This is a genomic window from Allobosea sp. BE125 (assembly GCF_031456075.1).
Lineage (GTDB): Bacteria > Pseudomonadota > Alphaproteobacteria > Rhizobiales > Beijerinckiaceae > Allobosea.
Window position 1 is genome coordinate 609,383 of record NZ_JAVDTY010000002.1, and the last position, 16,426, is coordinate 625,808.

Below are 16,426 nucleotides of genomic sequence, written 5' to 3' on the forward strand. Positions count from 1 at the left end.
GCTGCGCCTGCCGATTTCGAGTCTTGGCTGTATTTTGAGCCCTGGCTGTCGCGCTGGGCGCTCGTGCCCGATGGCGACGCCATCATCACCCATGGCAGCCGCCTGCTACCAGTGCGCCATGAGGGCGAACCCGCAATGCTGAAGCTGCCCGAGGCGCGGGATGAGCGCCTCGGCTACCGCCTGCTCGAATACTGGGGCGGCGACGGGGCGGCGCGCCTGCTTGCCCGCGACGAGAGCGGCAGTGCCATGCTGATCGAACGCGCCATCGGCAAGCGCTCGCTTGCGGCCATGGCACGCAACGGCAGGGACGATGAAGCGACGCTCATCCTCTGCGAGGCGATCGCCCGCCTGCAGCAGCCGCGCGGCCCGGCCCCAACCGGGCTGATCCCACTCGACACCTGGTTCAAGGACCTGTTTGCAATGGCGCAGCAGCGCGGCGGCCTCCTCGCCCGCTCCGCCGGCACGGCGCACGCATTGCTGGCGGCGCAGCGGGAGATCCTGCCGCTCCATGCCGATCTCCACCACGAGAATGTGCTGGATTTCGAGGATCGCGGCTGGCGCGCCATCGACCCGAAATGCGTCATCGGCGACCGCGCCTTCGAATACACCATCCTGTTCTGCGACCCAGATCTCTCCGATCCCGAGCCCCCGGTCGCGCTGAGCCGTTTCGAGCATCGGCTCGACATCGTCCTCGCGCAATCGGGGCTGGAGCGCCCCCGTTTGCTGCAATGGCTCATCGCCTGGTGCGGCCTCTCGGCCGCCTGGTTCCTTGGCGACGACGACCCGCTGGCCGAGATCAACCTGGCGATCATGGCAAAGGCAATCGCCGCGCTTGACGGCTAGAGCCGACCAAAGGCAGGCATCCCGGAATTGCCCGTCCCGCTCCGGACAACGTCCCAGACCAGCACGCGTCGCACAGCCGAAACGGATCCCGGAATTTCGGTGGCCCTGGTAATGCCCGGGACCGGGGATTTGATCCATTCCGCTCCCGTCGGGATCGAAATCGCGTTTCGCGCGTTGATCAGTCACATCGCCAATCAGGCGCGAGGAGCAAACCATGACAACGATCAGGCAAACGGCCGTTTCCGTAGCAGCTTTTCTCATGCTGGCTTCGCCGGCCATGGCGCAGTCGCGCTCGCTCGGTCCGGCGACCGGCACCGTCAGCATCGAGCAGGTCCAGGCAGGCTTTGTCGCCTCCGGCGAGGTCGGCGGCGGTACGCTGCGTTACCACGGCCGCACTTATCCGATCACGGTCGGCGGCATCGGCCTGGGTTCGATCGGCGCATCGCGCACCGTCGCCTCCGGAACTGTCTACGGACTCAAGAACAGGTCCGATCTTGCCGGCGCCTATGTCCAGCTGAAGGAAGGCTGGGCTGTCGGCAATCGGGGACGCGGCAGCGTCTGGCTGCAGAACGACAAGGGCGTGACCCTGCGACTGGCCGCGCGCCGGCAGGGGCTTCAGCTCTCTCTGGGCGCCGATGGCGTGCTGATCGGCTTCAAGCAGTAAGCCGTGATCGCGGGCTGAAAACAGCTGCCTGGAGCTGAATCTCAGCTTCGGGTCCGGGACCTGCAATAATCAGATCTAGTCTACGTCTTCGGGGGCGGTGCAGCCATGTTTGCTCCACCGCCCCCGACGGGCCAAATTAACTCGTGAGCTAATCCCATGATCGCCGGGACTGGCCGGCTCGACGGTTCGGTGGCAGGGTTGCCCCTCCTGGCAGGCCCCCATGGTAAAGCAATCCATACCCCACCCGGTTCTCTCGACCCCACGCCTGCGCCTGCGCCAGTTTCGCGCCGATGACGCGGAGGCGATGCATGAGTGCTTCGCCGACCCGGAGGCGATGCGCTTCTGGAACCAGCCCGCCTATACGAGGCCCATCGAAACCGAGCGGGCCGTGCGCAGCTTCATCGACTGCACGCCGTCCTATTATCGCTTCTGGGCAGTGACCGAGGCAGGCGATGATCGCTGCCTCGGACTGGTCAATTACCATGACGGCCATATCCGCAGCAGGCGCGCGAGCATCGGCTATATCATCAACCCGGCGCGCCACCGGCAGGGCCTTGCGACAGAAGCCGTCTCAACGATGCTCGACTTCTGCTTTGGCGAACTCGGCCTGCATCGCCTCCAGGCCTTCATCCATCCCGATAACACCGCCTCGATCGCGCTGATCGAGAAACTCGGCTTCAGCCGCGAAGGCCTGCTGCGCGACAATCTGCGCGTCGGCGACGCCTGGCGCGACGATTTGCTCTACGCGTTGCTGGCGAACGACTGGCGACGCCAGGGCTGATTTCACATCCTGCGGGGCGGCAGCCCCTGCTCCACCTTCATCGCCACGACGATGGCGAGCTGCTTTGGTTCCTGTTCGCCGCTCCCTGCCCGGTCGGGAATGTCACGGCCAAATCGATATCACGCCGACTTGCTGTGACCATGGGCATGGTCATAGGCGATCGCGGCTTTGAAGCTGCCAATCCTCTCGATGATCATGTGACGATAGAGTTCGGCTGAAGTATCGCGATCGTCGACCCGGGTCAGTCCTCGCGAGACAGGAACGAGCAAATCGCCGGGATGGCTGCCACGCAGAGAGTGAATGCTGGCGATATCGCCGCCTTGCGCCCCCAGACCAGGCGCCAGAATGATGGAGTTGGGCAAGAGCTGGCGCAGACGCCGGCCTTCATTCGGGACTGTCGCCCCGACAACGGCGCCGATTGGACTCAAGGAGTGCAAGTCCGCAGTTGCGAAGCTCCCGATCAGGTCAGCCACGCGATCGGAAACCAGTCGGTTGCCCGCCATCTTGTCCTGGAGCCAACCTGCTCCCGGATTCGATGTCCGGCAGAGGACGAATAGACCTTTCCCGAAGCGGTTGGCGCATTCGATGAAGGGCTCCAGCGTATCTGGGCCCATCAGAGGATTGACCGTCAGGCAGTCGGCTTCGAAATCGCCGCTTCCGCCTTCCGAGGCTGGCGTCAGATATGCGCGGGCATAGGCGGCAGCCGTAGCCCCGATATCCCCGCGCTTGGCGTCGAGAATAACGCCCATGCCCGCTGCTTTGGCCCGTTTCATACCGGAGGCAAGCGCCGCAAGTCCCGCCAAGCCGCAGGCTTCAAAATAGGCCGACTGAAACTTCACAAAGCCAACGCGACCCTCAACCGCGTCGAGGACGAAACTCACGAAACGGTCGACCCAGCCCCCGGCATCATCGCGTTCAAAAAACCGAGGCACATCGGCGAGAGATGGGTCGACGCCGGCGACAAGCTCGCCATATCGGCCGACATTGTCTTCGACGATTTCAATCCATGTTCGAGCGTTCATGGTCTCCCCCATAATCTCGCCACTCAAGGTTAGAGTTCTGCGTCCAGGTTTTGCAACGTCGCCTGACCACAATGTCGCAACGATCAGAAGGCCCGCCTCGAAAGGCTCGCCAAGACCACGAGGTCATGGACGAAACAGCGACTGCGGGTGATTGGCCGACCGCGGTCGAAGCGCCGGCAAGGCCTCATTGGCGCGGCGTCAGTACGGTCGCCAGCATCGAAATACCACGCCGCACCATCTCGGTGTCGAGCGCGGCATAGCCGAGAATGAATCCTGCCGTTTGGGGCTTGGACAGCTTCGGATCGTATAATGGCGAGACGGGATGAATACCGAGCCCGATCGATCGTGCGGCCTCGACAATCCCGGCCTCGCGATCCGCAGCAACGCCGTTGATCCAGATGACGACATGCAGGCCCGTATCGGCTCCCTCGATGGATATGGCCGTCCCGCATTCGGCCGACAGGGCTTGGAGCAATACCGCGCGTCGCTCCGCATTCTTCCGGCGAATGCTGCGGACATGGCGTTCATAGGCGCCGCTGGCCAGCAGCTCGGCCAGCGCCTCCTGCTCCAGAAGCGGGCTGTGCCGATCGGTGAGGCGCTTGGCCTCGCTGAACGCTCGCGCCAGCCCGGCGGGGAGAACGAGATAGCCCAGTCGCAGGGTCGGCGAGAGCGTCTTGGAGAAGGTGCCGACATAGATCACCGACTGCGGGTCGAGCGTCTGCAAGGGCGGGATCGGGGAGATATCGTGCCGATACTCGCCATCATAGTCATCCTCGATGACATAGGCGCCCGACGCTGCAGCCCAGGCCAGGAGCGCGCGCCGGCGCGTCGCGGAGAGGACCCCGCCAAGCGGAAACTGGTGTGAGGGCGTGACGTAGACGAGACGCCCCGACGGCAGCCCGTCAACGCATAGGCCCTCGCCATCGACGGGAATTGGAACCGCAATTCCGCCAGCGGCAACGAAGGCGTGACGGGCGAGCATGTATCCGGGATTTTCGATGAGAAAGGCATCGCCGGGATCGAGCAGCAGCCGGGCGCAGAGATCGAGCCCCTGCTGCGAACCGTTGACGATGACGATGTCGTCCGGCGAGCAATTGATGCCGCGCGCCCGCCAGAGATAGCCTTGCAGTGTCGAGCGCAGATCGCTGGCGCCCTGGGGGTCGGCATAGCGCAGCCGCGCCTTTCGCCGAAGGCTGACCTTGGCCAATGCGCGCCGCCAGGCCAGCACGGGAAAATCGTCACCGGCCAGATCCCCATAGCGGAAATCCGCGACGTTGACCGCGTGGGACGGTGTTGGCGGCGGCAAGCCGAGCAGGCGTTGCGCGAAGCCCGAGAGATGCCGCAGCGCCGCCATCGGCGCGGGCGTCGGTGTCGCCTTGGCGGCAAGGCCCTGCGCCACGACCGGACGCGCCCCCGCCCGCGTAACCAGATAGCCCTCCGCGATCAATTGACCATACGCCGCCGTCACCGTCGTGCGGGACGCTCCCCACTCTGCCGCGAAAGCGCGCGAAGAGGGCAGGCGATCACCGGGCCGATAGGCGCCACTATGGATCTGCTCCTTGATCGCCGCGATGATCCTGCGGCCGACGCCTTCTAACTGGCCCACTTCAATCCCTCGCAACTGGCTATTCCCAGCAAGCCAGATTGGCGGCATCAGTCCCGGCAACGCAAGGAGTTCGCAGATGTACACGCCTCCAGCCTTCCGCGACGACGACAGGGACAGCATCCGGGCGGCGATCCGGGCCGCGCGGCTCGCCAATTTCGTCACCGCAACGCCCGACGGCGTGTTGGCCACGCCGCTGCCGCTCTGTCTCGACGAGAACGAGGGCGAGCACGGCGTGCTCTACGGCCATCTCGCCAAGGCCAACCCGCAATGGCGCAGTCCCGTCGCGGGCGACGGGCTGGCGATCTTCATGGGGCCGGACGCCTACATCACGCCGTCCTGGTACGCGACCAAGCAGGAGACCGGGAAGGTCGTCCCGACCTGGAACTACGTCGCGGTCCACGCCTATGGCCCGGTCGAGTTCTTCGATGACCCCACCAGGCTGCTGGCGGTCGTGACCCGATTGACGAATCTCCATGAGGGCGAGCGGGCGGCGCCCTGGGCCGTCGCCGATGCCCCTCCCGATTTCATCCAGGCGCAGCTGCGCGGGATCGTCGGCATCCGCATGCCGATCACGAGGCTGGAGGGCAAGCGCAAGATGAGCCAGAATCGTCCGGAGGCCGACAGAGCCAATGTCGCGGCCGGCCTTGCCGCGAGCGATCGCCCGGTGGAGCGCGCGGCCGCCGCCCTGATCCCGTCCTGAGGGAGTGCCCGCGGTTTCCCTCAACCCTCATCCAGTTCCCCCTCTCTCTCGACGGTGCCGATCCATGCCTGACCTCTCCCAACTCGCCCTCTACCTCGCCGCGGCCTTCCTGCTGGCGATCACGCCCGGCCCCGGCATCTTCTACGTTGCGGCTCGCACGCTCGCGGGCGGTCGCACTGAGGGCATCGCGTCCAGCCTCGGCACCGGCCTGGGTGGAATGGTCCATGTCCTCGCCGGCAGCCTGGGCGTCTCCGCGCTCGTGCTGGCGAGCGCCGAACTCTTCACCGCGCTCAAGCTGGTGGGAGCGGCCTATCTCGTCTGGCTCGGCTGGCGCACCTTCCAGGCCGCCCGGCGCGACGCGGCGAATGTCCTGGCCGGCGGCACTGTCGAGCCTCCGATCGGCCCACGCCGGGCTTTTCGCGAGGGCGTGGTCGTCGAGGCGCTGAACCCGAAGACGGCGGCGTTCTTCCTGGCCTTCATTCCGCAGTTCGTGGACATGGCGGGCAGCGTGGCGTTGCAGTTCATCGTGCTGGGCTTCATCTCCGTCGTGCTCAACACCCTGGCCGACGTCGTGGTGGCCTTTGCAGCCAGCGGTATCCGGGACGGCGCGGCAGCACGGCCCGAGCTCATCAAGCGCCTGCGGGAAGCCTCGGGCGGCGCGATGATTGCGCTGGGCATCGGCCTTGCCCTGGCCAAACGGCCTGCTTGATCCCAGAGACCGGCCGCTCGCATCTATTCCTGCATCCATGCCCTGAATGAGTCGGGCAGGACATTGGAACCGCATATCACTGTGGCCACGCGCTTGCCGCGATAGCGCGCCGGGTCTTCCAAGACTGCGGCAATACCAAGCGCGGCCGAAGGTTCGGTGACGAGGGCAGCGTGCCGGTAGAGCATCCGCATGCCCTCGACGATGCTCGCTTCCTCGACCAGCGGGACGTGGTCTGCGGTGGCGAGCAGGTCGTCGAGAACCGCGGCGATCGGAAATCGGCCCGCGACGCCGTCAGCGATCGTATCGGTGCGGTCAGTGGTCACAATCGATCGCGCCCGCCAGGACTTCGCCAGGGCCGGCGCGCCTCTTGGCTGGATGCAGACAACATCCGTCGCCGGCGACAAGGTCTTGAAGACATGCCCCACGCCGGTGGCCAGAGCGCCTCCGCCGAGCGCTAGCAGAACCGTATCGATGCGATCGAACCCCTCGACGAGTTCAAGGCCGATCGTGCCCGCGCCCTCGCAAGTGTCGAGATTTTCGCTGTCCTCCACGAGGAACGCATCGCCGCGAGCTGCAATCTCCCGTGCACGCTCGCGTGCATTCTCGATATCGCCATCGACCAATTCGACTGTACCGCCGAGCCGGCGGATTCGCTCGATCTTCGCGGCATTGGCGCCTTTGCCCGCAATCACGGTGACGGCGAGACCGCGTGCCCGGCCGCTATAGGCGAGCGCTTGTCCGAGATTGCCGGCGCTGGCGCAGACTGCGGCCATGGGCCCCGAGCCGCTTGCAAGACGTGACATCGCGACCTCGGTCCCACGCCCCTTGAAGCAGCCGATCGGGTTCGCGGTCTCGAGCTTGATGACGAGTTCGCAGCCCAGCAAATCGCCGAGCTTGGCAGAGACGAACTGCGGCGTGTCGCGGAAAACCCGCGAAATCTCCTGCCGCGCTTGCCGGATGCGTTGAAGATCGAGCCTGGTGCTCGGCTGCATGGCGCCGAAATCTTGCGCGGGACTTCCACTGACGGGCTGCATGGGACAATCCTCCGGTTGGATGCTAGGAACCGCGGATGCGTGGACGTGTGCGCTATAGCGCACGACCCATCTGTGCGCAATAACGCACGCCTTGGAGATTGCCCGCAATGAAGGCCATCAGCCCCGTCGACACGCCGAAGCTGCTCAAGTCGATCAGGCGCGATCTTGGCTGGAGCCTCGATCAGACGGCCGCGCGGACCGGAGTCAGCAAGGCGATGCTGGGCCAGATCGAGCGCGGCGAATCTGCGCCGACCGTCGCGACGCTTTGGAAGATCGCCACGGGTCTAGGCGTGCCCATGACTGCACTGCTGGAGGCGAATCGCGGGGATGGTGATGTCCTGCTTCTTCGCGACGCCAGCGAACTTCGCGTGCGCCCAGCGCAGGAAGGGATGCAACGCGCACTCCTGTTTCCATACGAGGCGCGATTTGGTTTCGAGCTCTACGAGCTCACCTTCGCACCCTCCTTCGAGAGCATCTCCGAGCCGCACGACATTGGCGTCGTGGAGCATGTCACCGTCCTGCACGGCGAAGTCGAATTGCTGGTGGAGGAGGAGTGGAGGCCGCTCCAGCAGGGGCAATCGCTGAGATTCCCCGCCGATCGTCGTCACGGTTATCGAAACCGGACGCGCAATGACGTCGTCGTCATGGACCTGATTCACTACCGGTTCACGCCGAGCTCGCAGCGCTGAAGCCCTCTTATTCCCCCAGCACCACGACCTTGGCGCCCTCGGCCACCTGCGCCCCCGCCTCGCCCGCGACCTCGGTGACGGTGCCGTCGCGCGGAGCCACCAGCACATGCTCCATCTTCATCGCCTCGACGATGGCGAGCCGCTGGCCCTTCACCACCGCTTCGCCGGCCGAAACGAAGAGCGCGATCAATTTGCCATGCATCGGCGCCTTGATGACGCCACCAGTGCCCGCCGCCGCGTCGAGATCGACGCTGAAGGGGTCGAACAGCGCAACCGCTGTCTGGCGGCCGCGATGCAGCGCGAGATAGGTGCCGCGCTCAGCCTGGGCCAGCGTGATCTCGTGCTCGCCCTCCCCGATCTCATGGGCGGGCAGGCTGACGCGCGCGCCCTCCTCATGCCATTCGATCCGCGCCTCGATGCGCTCGCCATCGACCAGCAGGGCCAGGCCCAGCGCCGGCTGCGGCATCAATGAGAACCCATCCGCGACAAGCCAGGGCGAGCGCGCCTCGCTGTCGGAACGCCCCGCGGCAGCCAGCAGTCCATCCGCCTGCCGCTCCTCCTCCAGTTGCAGCGCCGCGGCCGCCACCGCGGCGGCATCGAGCGGCTGCGGCTCGGCCCCAAGCGCTGTGATGTTGCGCTCGATGAAGCCGGTGTCGAACGGGCCATCGCGAAACCCTTGCGCCTCGGTCAGCGCCTTCAAGAAGGCGAGATTGGTGCGCGGTCCCGCGACGATGGTCTCACCCAAAGCCGTCCCGAGCCTGTCCAGCGCCTCATCGCGCGTCGCGCCATGGGCGATCACCTTGGCGATCATCGGATCGTAGAACGGCGTCACCGTGTCGCCGGCCTCGACGCCGGTATCGATGCGGATGCTCTCGCCTTCCGGGAACCGCAGCGCCCAGAGCTTGCCGGTCGAGGGCAAGAAGCCCTTCTCGGGATCCTCGGCATAAAGCCTGGCCTCGACGGCATGGCCGGTGGCGGTGACATCCGCCTGGCTGAAACCGAGCGGCTCGCCGGCTGCGACCTTGAGCTGGAGCTCGACCAGATCGAGCCCGGTGATCGCCTCGGTCACGGGATGCTCGACCTGGAGACGCGTATTCATCTCCATGAAGTAGAAGCGGTCTGCGCGCAGGCCCTCGCGTCCGTCGGCAATGAACTCGACCGTGCCGGCCCCGACATAGCCGACGGCTTTCGCGGCATCGGTCGCGGCCTTGCCCATGGCGGCGCGCACCTCCGCGCTCATGCCGGGCGCCGGCGCCTCCTCGATCACCTTCTGGTGGCGGCGCTGCAGCGAGCAGTCGCGCTCATAGAGGTGGACGACATTGCCATGGCTGTCGCCAAAGACCTGGATTTCGACATGGCGCGGCGAAAGCACATATTTCTCGACCAGCACGCGCGCATCGCCGAAAGCGCTCTTGCCTTCGCGCTGGGCGCTGGCGAGCGCATCGTCGAAGTCCTCGGGGCGGTCGACCTTCTTCATGCCCTTGCCGCCGCCGCCCGCGACCGCCTTGATCAGCACGGGATAGCCGATGCGCCGCGCTTCCGCGCGAAGGAAATCGGCGCCCTGCTCGGCGCCGTGATAGCCCGGCACCACCGGCACATTGGCCTTCTCGACCAGCGCCTTGGCGGCGTCCTTCAGGCCCATCGCCCGGATCGCCGAGGCCGGCGGGCCCACGAAGACGATGCCGGCCTTGGCGCAAGCCTCGGCGAAATCGGCGTTCTCGGAGAGGAAGCCGTAGCCCGGATGGATGCAGGCCGCATTCGCCTGTTTCGCCACAGCCAGGATCTTCTCGGCATCGAGATAGCTTTCGCGCGCCGACGAAGGCCCGATATGCCAGGCCTCGTCGGCCATCCCAACGAACAGCGCCTCGGCATCCGCATCGGAATAGACCGCGATGGTGCGCAGGCCCAGCCGCCGGGCGGTGCGGATGACGCGGCAGGCGATTTCGCCGCGATTGGCGATCAGGATGGAAGGCAGTCTGGCGGCGATCGACATGAGCGACATCCTCGAACAGGTGCCGCCTTTATAGCCGGGAGATCGCCCCTGTCGCCGCCTTGTTCTGCAAATCCGGCTTCGCGGCTTCGAGCCGGCGCACCGAGCGCCAGATCGCCCATGTCGCCTGGAAGCACAGGCCGGCGACGAAGAGATCGAACAGATATTCCGGCCAGCGCACGGGCGCCAATCGCGCAAACAACCCCATCAGGGCAAAACCCGTGGTCGAGATCACGTCATTGCGGGAGGACAGCCAGGTCGCCTTGATCACCGGATTGTCCTGCCGCCGAAAGCGCCAGAGCAGGCCGACGATCGCGACGGCGACGATGACCGCGCTCGCGGCGGAGAATTCCAGCGCCCAGAGATCGATCGGGCGCGGGCGCGCGATCTTGTCCCAGAGGTCGTAGAGCGTGTGAAATCCAGCCACCGCCATCACCGCGCCGATCGCGAGCGCGGCGAGCTTTTCCGCCCGCCCATCGCGACCGAAGACCAGCGCCGCGATGCCGTAGAGCGCGACGTCATAGACCCAGTCGACGCCGTCCTTGAACAATTGCGCATTGCCGACGGCAAGCGCCCAGGCGACGACGCCGGCAGCGAAAACCAGAATGCCGAGCGCGATGCCCCAGATGGTGCGGGTATAGGCGCGGGCGATGGTGGTGGCTTCAGTTCGCTCCAGCATATCCGTCCCTCGCCGTCATCCCGGACAAGCCGCGAAGCGGCGCCGATCCGGGATCCATCATAGAGCCCAACGCTCTACGATGGATTCCGGGTCTCCGCGGAATTTGTCCTTGGGACGATCGAAGATCGGACCCGGGGGCTACGCCCGGAATGACGGCGTGGTTCGAACAGCAAATTCCGAACGCCTCACCCGCGCCCGACGAACGGCATCTTCGATGCCATCACCGTCATGAACTGCACATTCGCTTCGATCGGCAGGCTCGCCATGTGCAGCACCGAGGTCGCGACATGGTTCACGTCCATGACCTGCTCGATCTTGATCGAGCCATCCGCCTGCGGCACGCCTTGCGTCATGCGCTGCGCCATCTCGGTCAGCGCGTTGCCGATATCGACCTGGCCGACGGCGATGTCGTATTTGCGCCCGTCGAGCGAGGAGGTCTTGGTCAGGCCGGTGATGGCGTGCTTGGTCGCGGTATAGGCGATCGAGTTCGGCCGCGGCGCATAGGCCGAGATCGAGCCGTTATTGATGATGCGTCCGCCCTTGGGCTCCTGCGCCTTCATCAGCTTGAAGGCCTCCTGCGTGCACAGGAACGGCCCGGTCAGATTGGTGTCGACCACCGCCTGCCACTGCTCGAGCGAGAGGTCCTCCAGCAGGATGCCGCCAGGCGCATTGACGCCGGCATTGTTGAACAGCACGTCGAGCCGCCCGAACGCGGCCTTGGTCTTGGCGAAGAGGTTCTGCACCGAAGCCTGGTCGGTGACGTCGGTGGGCACGGCAAGCGCCTGCTCGGCCGGAGCGCCCGAGAGCTTGATCGTCTCCCCCAGCGCGTCTGCCCGGCGCCCGGCCAGGACCGTGCGATAGCCGTCCTTCAGGAAGGCGAGCGCGACGGCGCGACCGACGCCCGAACCCGCTCCGGTGATGATGGCGACCTTGTTATGCCCAGACATGCGTATCCTCGCGTTTTTTCTCAGTTCAACCGTTTGAAGGCGGCCGCGACCATAGCAGCGCATGCAGCATACGGAAGAGGCGGCAATGCAGGGCAACCGCGCATTCCGTTGCTGGCCGGCGGCGGCCCGCTCATGGGCGGCCGGGCTTGGAGCGTGGAGCCTGAGGTGGCTGGCTTGGAGTGGCGGCTGTCATCGCCCTCGCGCTCCCACCGTCATGCTCGGGCTCGTCCCGAGCATCCACGCCTTGACCACGCCCTCGACAAGAGAAGACGTGGATGGTTGGCACAAAGCCGACCATGGCGGACCAGCAAACCACCACGCCTTTCCCTTCTCCGCTCCAGCTCGTCATTCGGCAGAGCTCCGCCCGGAACGGCGGCGCAGCTTGAATACGGGGAGGTTGAGGGCAATCGGAATGACGGACCGCCATGGGCGGATTGCCGACACTTCCGCCCTGGACCACGATGCAAAGCCTCGTCGGGAATCCACATGCCGCTCATCATCGACCAGATTGGCCAGTTCAGCGCGTCTCCGCTTGGGCAGTTCCGTGACCTCAAGCCGTGGGAGCTGACGGCAGGCTCGGCCCAGCTTGTCGAGCGACTGCTCGGTCAGCTCGGCGACGATTATTCGGTGACGGCAGGCATCGCCATTAACGCCTCTGCGGTCGTCGACCCGGCTGCGGCGATCAAAGGACCCGCCATCATTGGACCGGGCTGCTTTGTGGGAGCGGGAGCCTTGCTGCGTGGTGGCTGCTGGCTCGAAGCGGATTGCATCCTCGGGCCGGGTAGCGAGCTGAAGTCGTCCTTTGTGTTCGCAGGCTCAAGGCTCGCCCATTTCAACTTCGTCGGCGACAGCCTGCTTGGCAGCGATGTGAATCTGGAGGCAGGCGCCGTCATCGCAAATCACCGAAACGAGTGGCCCAATCGCGCGATATCGTTCGTGTACAAGGAAGGGCGGATCGATACCGGCGTCGGCAAATTTGGCGGTGTGGTCGGCGACAGGGTGAAAATCGGAGCCAATGCCGTGATCGCACCAGGCGCAATTCTCACGCCTGGAACGATCGTGGGGCGCATGTCGCTGGTCGACCAGGCCCCGGTTGATATCGCCTCGGGGGAAGCTGCCACTAAGGGGCGATGGATGCCCGGTCTCCGTGGAGTTTATCCTTGACCCGACCGAGGATCGTCCCCGAGGTCTGCGCCCGGAATGACGGCGCGGATGTCACCCGCGCCCAGACACTGGCCAGGGTATGAATATCCGCGATATGCAGCAAAGGCCCACCCGGTCACAGTGAGGGCAGCATGATGCATCAGATCATTTCGCTCGGCCTGAGCTTCGCCGCCGCTATTCTCTTCAACCTGAAAGCCGTAGCGGTCGCGTCCTCCGTCGGAAATTGGGGCGAAGCCTTGGGCCGGCTGCTCTTCGGCCCGGTCGTCTTCTTCTTCCTCGCTCACACGATCATCTATGGCCTGGTCCGCGCCGTGAGAGGCAAGCCCAAGCTCGCCTCCTATGCGGAGACGAAGCTCAACTACATCGCGGCGGCGTTGACGATCCTGGGCGTGATGGGCTCGGCGGCCAGCCGCATCTAAGGGCAGCGCCCGGCTGATCACCGCCGCAACAACCACCATCATGCTCGGGCTCAGTCCTGAACAGCCACGGCTTGACCAGCGCGTATAATCACCAAAGACGCGGATGGTCGGGTTTGAGTACGGGGAAGTTAAGGGCATTCGGCCCTACGAGTGGCTTGCTGATATTGGACGTAAACCGTAGCCTTCCCGAGAGATCGAAGCTTTCGGCATCCCTCATGAAACAAATTACACCGTGGCTGTGCGTCTTGCTTGCTTGTACTGCTACAGCGCAAACAGTCGTTGCAGATGGTGCAATCCATGTTAATGGGCAGGTCGAGGGAACCCTCGAAACGCTGTCAGGATACCTCGAATTTCGACAAGAGGCTGGGCAAACCGACACATTCCGGTTTCGCACGAACCGTGGCGCGAACTGCATCGGACCACTCTACCAAAAGGCGGGAGTGCTCAGCGAAGCGGTTCTTCAATGCTCGGATGGCCGGCCCGGCATCATTCGACTTCGCCTATACGGCAAGATCATTGTCTCAGAGGCGATTCTGGGCGGCCGAAAACTGATCTTGTCGACACCTTTCTACGAAGACCACCGCTCTCGATAACCCATATTCGCACGTAACAGCGCGCAACCGTCCAGCGAATGTGGCCTGCGCTCCCTGCCATGCTCGCCCCCTCTCCCGGATGGGAGAGGGGGCGAGGGTGTGCGGGTACTCCGGCCCCCGCGTGGGGCATCAGACCGCACGGATCTGCTCCTCGAACTCTTCGGGAATCGCTCCGTGCCGAGCGAGCACGTCGATCACGCTGACCTCCCCGGTTTCGTCATCGGCGACGACATGTACCACAGCAACGCCCTCGGCGGTCCGGCCAAGGCGTTCGCCGTCCGACAAGGCGTGATGCTTCGTCCTCGCTAGTACGCGCTGGCCCGGAACGAGGCGCTTGCGATGCGTCCTGAACGGCTGGAGGAAGAAACTGTCGACGTTTGCCATGGCTTAATGCTCGATTCGTTATGTTCCTATTTTGTTCTGGTACGCGAAGGCGCCGAGCCTGTCATCCCTGCCAGGCCAGCAATCGAGCATGCCCCGACCCTGCCCCCAGATGGCATCGAATGGAACATCGCAGATCTCGTCGTCGCGCATGGCAGCGAACGGACTGCGCTCAGGGCCGCCCTGTTGGCCGATGCTGACCGGTCTGTGTCGCGCGAGCCTCCTGCAAGGTCAGTTCGCGGAGCCGAATGCCCTCACGATCGGCAGCGCAGATCCTGCGTTCCCGGGCAGAAGCGAAGCGCGTTCGAGAGCGAGAACAGCACGGTCGCGCCGCGGTCCCAGCGCAGCGGGGAGCTATAGGTCAGTGGCCTGGCAACGGCGACCCCGAGCTGCAGATCGTCGCTGACGAACAGCCTGACACCGACGCCAATCGAGGCCAGGCCCTGCACCAGATCCTTCGGCTGGCTGTAGCTTCGCGTGACGCCGCCCTCGGTGAAGCCATAGAGCTGGTAACCCTTGGCGAAGCCGAGGTTCAGCGGCTGGTCGAAGCGCAGTTCGGCCGAGCCCGCGACGGCATTGTCGCCCGCCAGCCAGCCCCCCTCGAAGCCGCGCCCGAAGGACAGGCCGCCGAGATAATATTGCTGGGAGGACAGGAGCGGCCCGGACGCGACCTGCCCCGCGGCCGCGAGCTTCAGCGACCAGTTCTCGAAAAGGTTCTGGTAATGCGTGAACGAGGCGTTGAGCAGCGAGAAGCGGCTCGACGCACCCGAGCGCGAGAGCCAGTCCGTGCTGTCCGCCTTCGCGTCGACGAGGCCGAGGCCATGCCGGTAGGTCGCGGAGAGATAGCTCCAGCTACCCTCAGTCGCATGCAGCTTGTAGTCGGCCGAGAGGCTGGCGAGGCGGATGCGGTCGCTGTAAAGGCGGCCATAGCTGTTCTGCTCGCTGACATCGCTCAGGCCAAGCGAGCCGGTCAACCAGAGCGCATGGACCTGGTTCAGCAGGGGCGCGAAGGCGATGCGGGCTTCATAGGTCTCGGCCTGGGAGACCGTGCGCAGCCAGCGCCGCTCGTCGCCCGGCCAGACCTCGCTGCGCGAGGCCGAAATTCCGGCGCGCAGGCTCTCGACGCCCAGCGGCAGATCATAGCTCGCCCGGCCATAGCGCAGCTCGCGCGAAGCCCCTGGAGCGAAGGAGCCGGAGACGGCGAGGCTGTCGCCGGGCACGACGAGCGAGTTCAGAGCGGCGCTGGCCGAGGACTGCCAGGGTCCCACGGCGGCAGAGCCCATATTGTCGACGCCGACCGCGGTATAGACGCGCCAGGACTGGACCGAGACGGTCAGGCGGAAGCGGCCGCTTGCCGGCGTGATCTCGTCGAGCGCCGTATCGGTAACGCGCAGCCCGGGCCGGTCATTGGCCAGCAGGAGCTGCCGTTCTAGCGTGGCCAGCCGCGCCGGGCGCTCGGCTGCGATCGGCGAAAACAGCGGCTTCACCCCGAAAGTCTCGGCCTGCTCGCCATTGACGACGATCTCCTCGACCGCGCCCTCGATGACCTGGATGCGCAGTCGTCCGCGCTTGAGATCCTGCGGCGGCGCGATCGCGCGGCTGAGATGGAAGCCCGCCTTGCGATAGATCTCGCTGATCGCTGCAGCAATAGTGACGATATCGGACTGGGATATCTCGCGTCCGAGATAGCCGGCATAGGCCGTGGCCAGCTCTCCCACGGAAAGCGCGGAGATTCCGTCGAGGTCGACAGCCTGAAGCCGAAACAGCCTCCTGGTGTCGGCACCCGTTTGCTGGTTCGCGGCAGCGACGGAGGGCAGCGGCGGCAGCGGTTTCAGGCGCTGCTCGGCCTCACGGCGCTGCGTTTGCGTCTGTGCCGCCGCCTCGACAGGCTGAATCGGCCTTGCCGGCGACTGCGCCCCAGCCGATCCGGGCACGGCCGCATGAAGCAGAGAGATGATCGCAGCAGCAAAGACGGTTCTTGACGAGCGGATTTTCGCTTCTTGTCGTTCGGCACGACGCCGCATGTCCTGTCGCCTGTCAGAGTTCGAGCCAGCCCCCCGGCCTCTCCCGACCGTAAAAAAACATGGTTAACGAAACGCTCCAGATTTGAGGATTTACAGTCTAGGACGCTAAGTCTCTTTTCACGCCTCGCTTTTATGCTCCTGGGTCAGCGGTTTGCGCCTGCGCAAAGTCCGCCTGCGACTC

The 16,426-nt window shown here is 65.2% G+C and carries 16 protein-coding genes; 8 read left to right on the forward strand and 8 right to left on the reverse strand.

Translation table 11 applies throughout. The features are described from left to right. Positions 1–27 precede the first annotated feature (27 nt). The 3 genes from J2Y55_RS08160 (at position 28) to J2Y55_RS08170 (ending at position 2,288) form a co-directional block, all read left to right on the forward strand. On the forward strand, positions 28–843 hold the full coding sequence (locus J2Y55_RS08160) for an aminoglycoside phosphotransferase family protein (protein ID WP_404978862.1): 816 nt from the start codon (positions 28–30) through the stop codon (positions 841–843). 259 nt (positions 844–1,102) lie between these two features. Then, complete coding sequence (locus J2Y55_RS08165; RefSeq protein WP_310150399.1) at positions 1,103–1,507, forward strand: hypothetical protein; 405 nt, start codon at positions 1,103–1,105, stop codon at positions 1,505–1,507. Positions 1,508–1,727: 220 nt separating this feature from the next. Beyond that, complete coding sequence (locus J2Y55_RS08170) at positions 1,728–2,288, forward strand: GNAT family N-acetyltransferase (RefSeq protein ID WP_310150402.1); 561 nt, start codon at positions 1,728–1,730, stop codon at positions 2,286–2,288. A 119-nt stretch (positions 2,289–2,407) separates the two neighbouring features. Here J2Y55_RS08170 and pyrF read toward each other — a convergent pair whose 3' ends face one another. Together pyrF and pdxR are read right to left on the reverse strand one after the other, a co-directional pair. Beyond that, the gene (gene pyrF / locus J2Y55_RS08175; protein WP_310150406.1) at positions 2,408–3,310 is read right to left on the reverse strand and encodes an orotidine-5'-phosphate decarboxylase; all 903 of its coding nucleotides are present in this window, start codon (positions 3,308–3,310) and stop codon (positions 2,408–2,410) included. A 184-nt stretch (positions 3,311–3,494) separates the two neighbouring features. After that, positions 3,495–4,916, reverse strand: a complete 1,422-nt coding sequence (gene pdxR / locus J2Y55_RS08180) for a MocR-like pyridoxine biosynthesis transcription factor PdxR (RefSeq protein WP_310150409.1) — start codon at positions 4,914–4,916, stop codon at positions 3,495–3,497. Between the two features lie 76 nt (positions 4,917–4,992). Between pdxR and J2Y55_RS08185 the strand changes: the two genes are divergently transcribed. Then, the gene (locus tag J2Y55_RS08185) at positions 4,993–5,616 is read left to right on the forward strand and encodes an FMN-binding negative transcriptional regulator (RefSeq protein WP_310150412.1); all 624 of its coding nucleotides are present in this window, start codon (positions 4,993–4,995) and stop codon (positions 5,614–5,616) included. Positions 5,617–5,680: 64 nt separating this feature from the next. Continuing rightward, a complete protein-coding gene (locus tag J2Y55_RS08190) occupies positions 5,681–6,325 on the forward strand; it encodes a LysE family translocator (RefSeq protein WP_310150415.1) in 645 nt (214 codons plus the stop codon). A 23-nt stretch (positions 6,326–6,348) separates the two neighbouring features. Here the strand turns inward: J2Y55_RS08190 and J2Y55_RS08195 are convergent, their stop codons facing one another. Continuing rightward, entirely contained in the window at positions 6,349–7,467 is a 1,119-nt protein-coding gene (locus J2Y55_RS08195) for a threonine ammonia-lyase (protein ID WP_310150418.1), read from the reverse strand. On the opposite strand from J2Y55_RS08195, the gene J2Y55_RS08200 reads away from it, so the two are divergent. Next, positions 7,467–8,048 carry a helix-turn-helix domain-containing protein gene (locus tag J2Y55_RS08200; protein WP_310150420.1) on the forward strand — a complete coding sequence of 194 codons (582 nt, stop codon included), beginning with the start codon at positions 7,467–7,469 and terminating at the stop codon, positions 8,046–8,048. The two genes, J2Y55_RS08195 and J2Y55_RS08200, sit on opposite strands and share 1 nt — an antisense overlap. Positions 8,049–8,055: 7 nt before the next feature. On the opposite strand, the gene J2Y55_RS08205 is transcribed toward J2Y55_RS08200, so the two are convergent. The 3 genes from J2Y55_RS08205 to J2Y55_RS08215 all read right to left on the reverse strand — a co-directional run bounded on the left by J2Y55_RS08205 (position 8,056) and on the right by J2Y55_RS08215 (position 11,664). Next, entirely contained in the window at positions 8,056–10,041 is a 1,986-nt protein-coding gene (locus J2Y55_RS08205) for an acetyl/propionyl/methylcrotonyl-CoA carboxylase subunit alpha (RefSeq protein WP_310150424.1), read from the reverse strand. Between the two features lie 28 nt (positions 10,042–10,069). After that, positions 10,070–10,717 carry a cation efflux transmembrane domain-containing protein gene (locus J2Y55_RS08210; protein WP_310150427.1) on the reverse strand — a complete coding sequence of 216 codons (648 nt, stop codon included), beginning with the start codon at positions 10,715–10,717 and terminating at the stop codon, positions 10,070–10,072. Positions 10,718–10,902: 185 nt separating this feature from the next. Continuing rightward, on the reverse strand, positions 10,903–11,664 hold the full coding sequence (locus tag J2Y55_RS08215) for an SDR family oxidoreductase (protein ID WP_310150430.1): 762 nt from the start codon (positions 11,662–11,664) through the stop codon (positions 10,903–10,905). Between the two features lie 486 nt (positions 11,665–12,150). Between J2Y55_RS08215 and J2Y55_RS08220 the strand changes: the two genes are divergently transcribed. Continuing rightward, a complete protein-coding gene (locus J2Y55_RS08220) occupies positions 12,151–12,828 on the forward strand; it encodes an LbetaH domain-containing protein (protein ID WP_310150433.1) in 678 nt (225 codons plus the stop codon). Positions 12,829–12,959: 131 nt separating this feature from the next. Next, positions 12,960–13,247 (forward strand): hypothetical protein, encoded by a 288-nt coding sequence (locus J2Y55_RS08225; RefSeq protein WP_310150436.1) that lies wholly within the window; start codon positions 12,960–12,962, stop codon positions 13,245–13,247. Positions 13,248–13,969: 722 nt separating this feature from the next. On the opposite strand, the gene J2Y55_RS08230 is transcribed toward J2Y55_RS08225, so the two are convergent. Together J2Y55_RS08230 and J2Y55_RS08235 are read right to left on the reverse strand one after the other, a co-directional pair. Continuing rightward, the gene (locus tag J2Y55_RS08230) at positions 13,970–14,224 is read right to left on the reverse strand and encodes a hypothetical protein (RefSeq protein ID WP_310150440.1); all 255 of its coding nucleotides are present in this window, start codon (positions 14,222–14,224) and stop codon (positions 13,970–13,972) included. A gap of 251 nt (positions 14,225–14,475) precedes the next feature. After that, positions 14,476–16,155: a ShlB/FhaC/HecB family hemolysin secretion/activation protein gene (locus tag J2Y55_RS08235; RefSeq protein WP_310150445.1), complete on the reverse strand. Its 1,680-nt coding sequence runs from the start codon at positions 16,153–16,155 to the stop codon at positions 14,476–14,478. Positions 16,156–16,426: the final 271 nt, after the last annotated feature.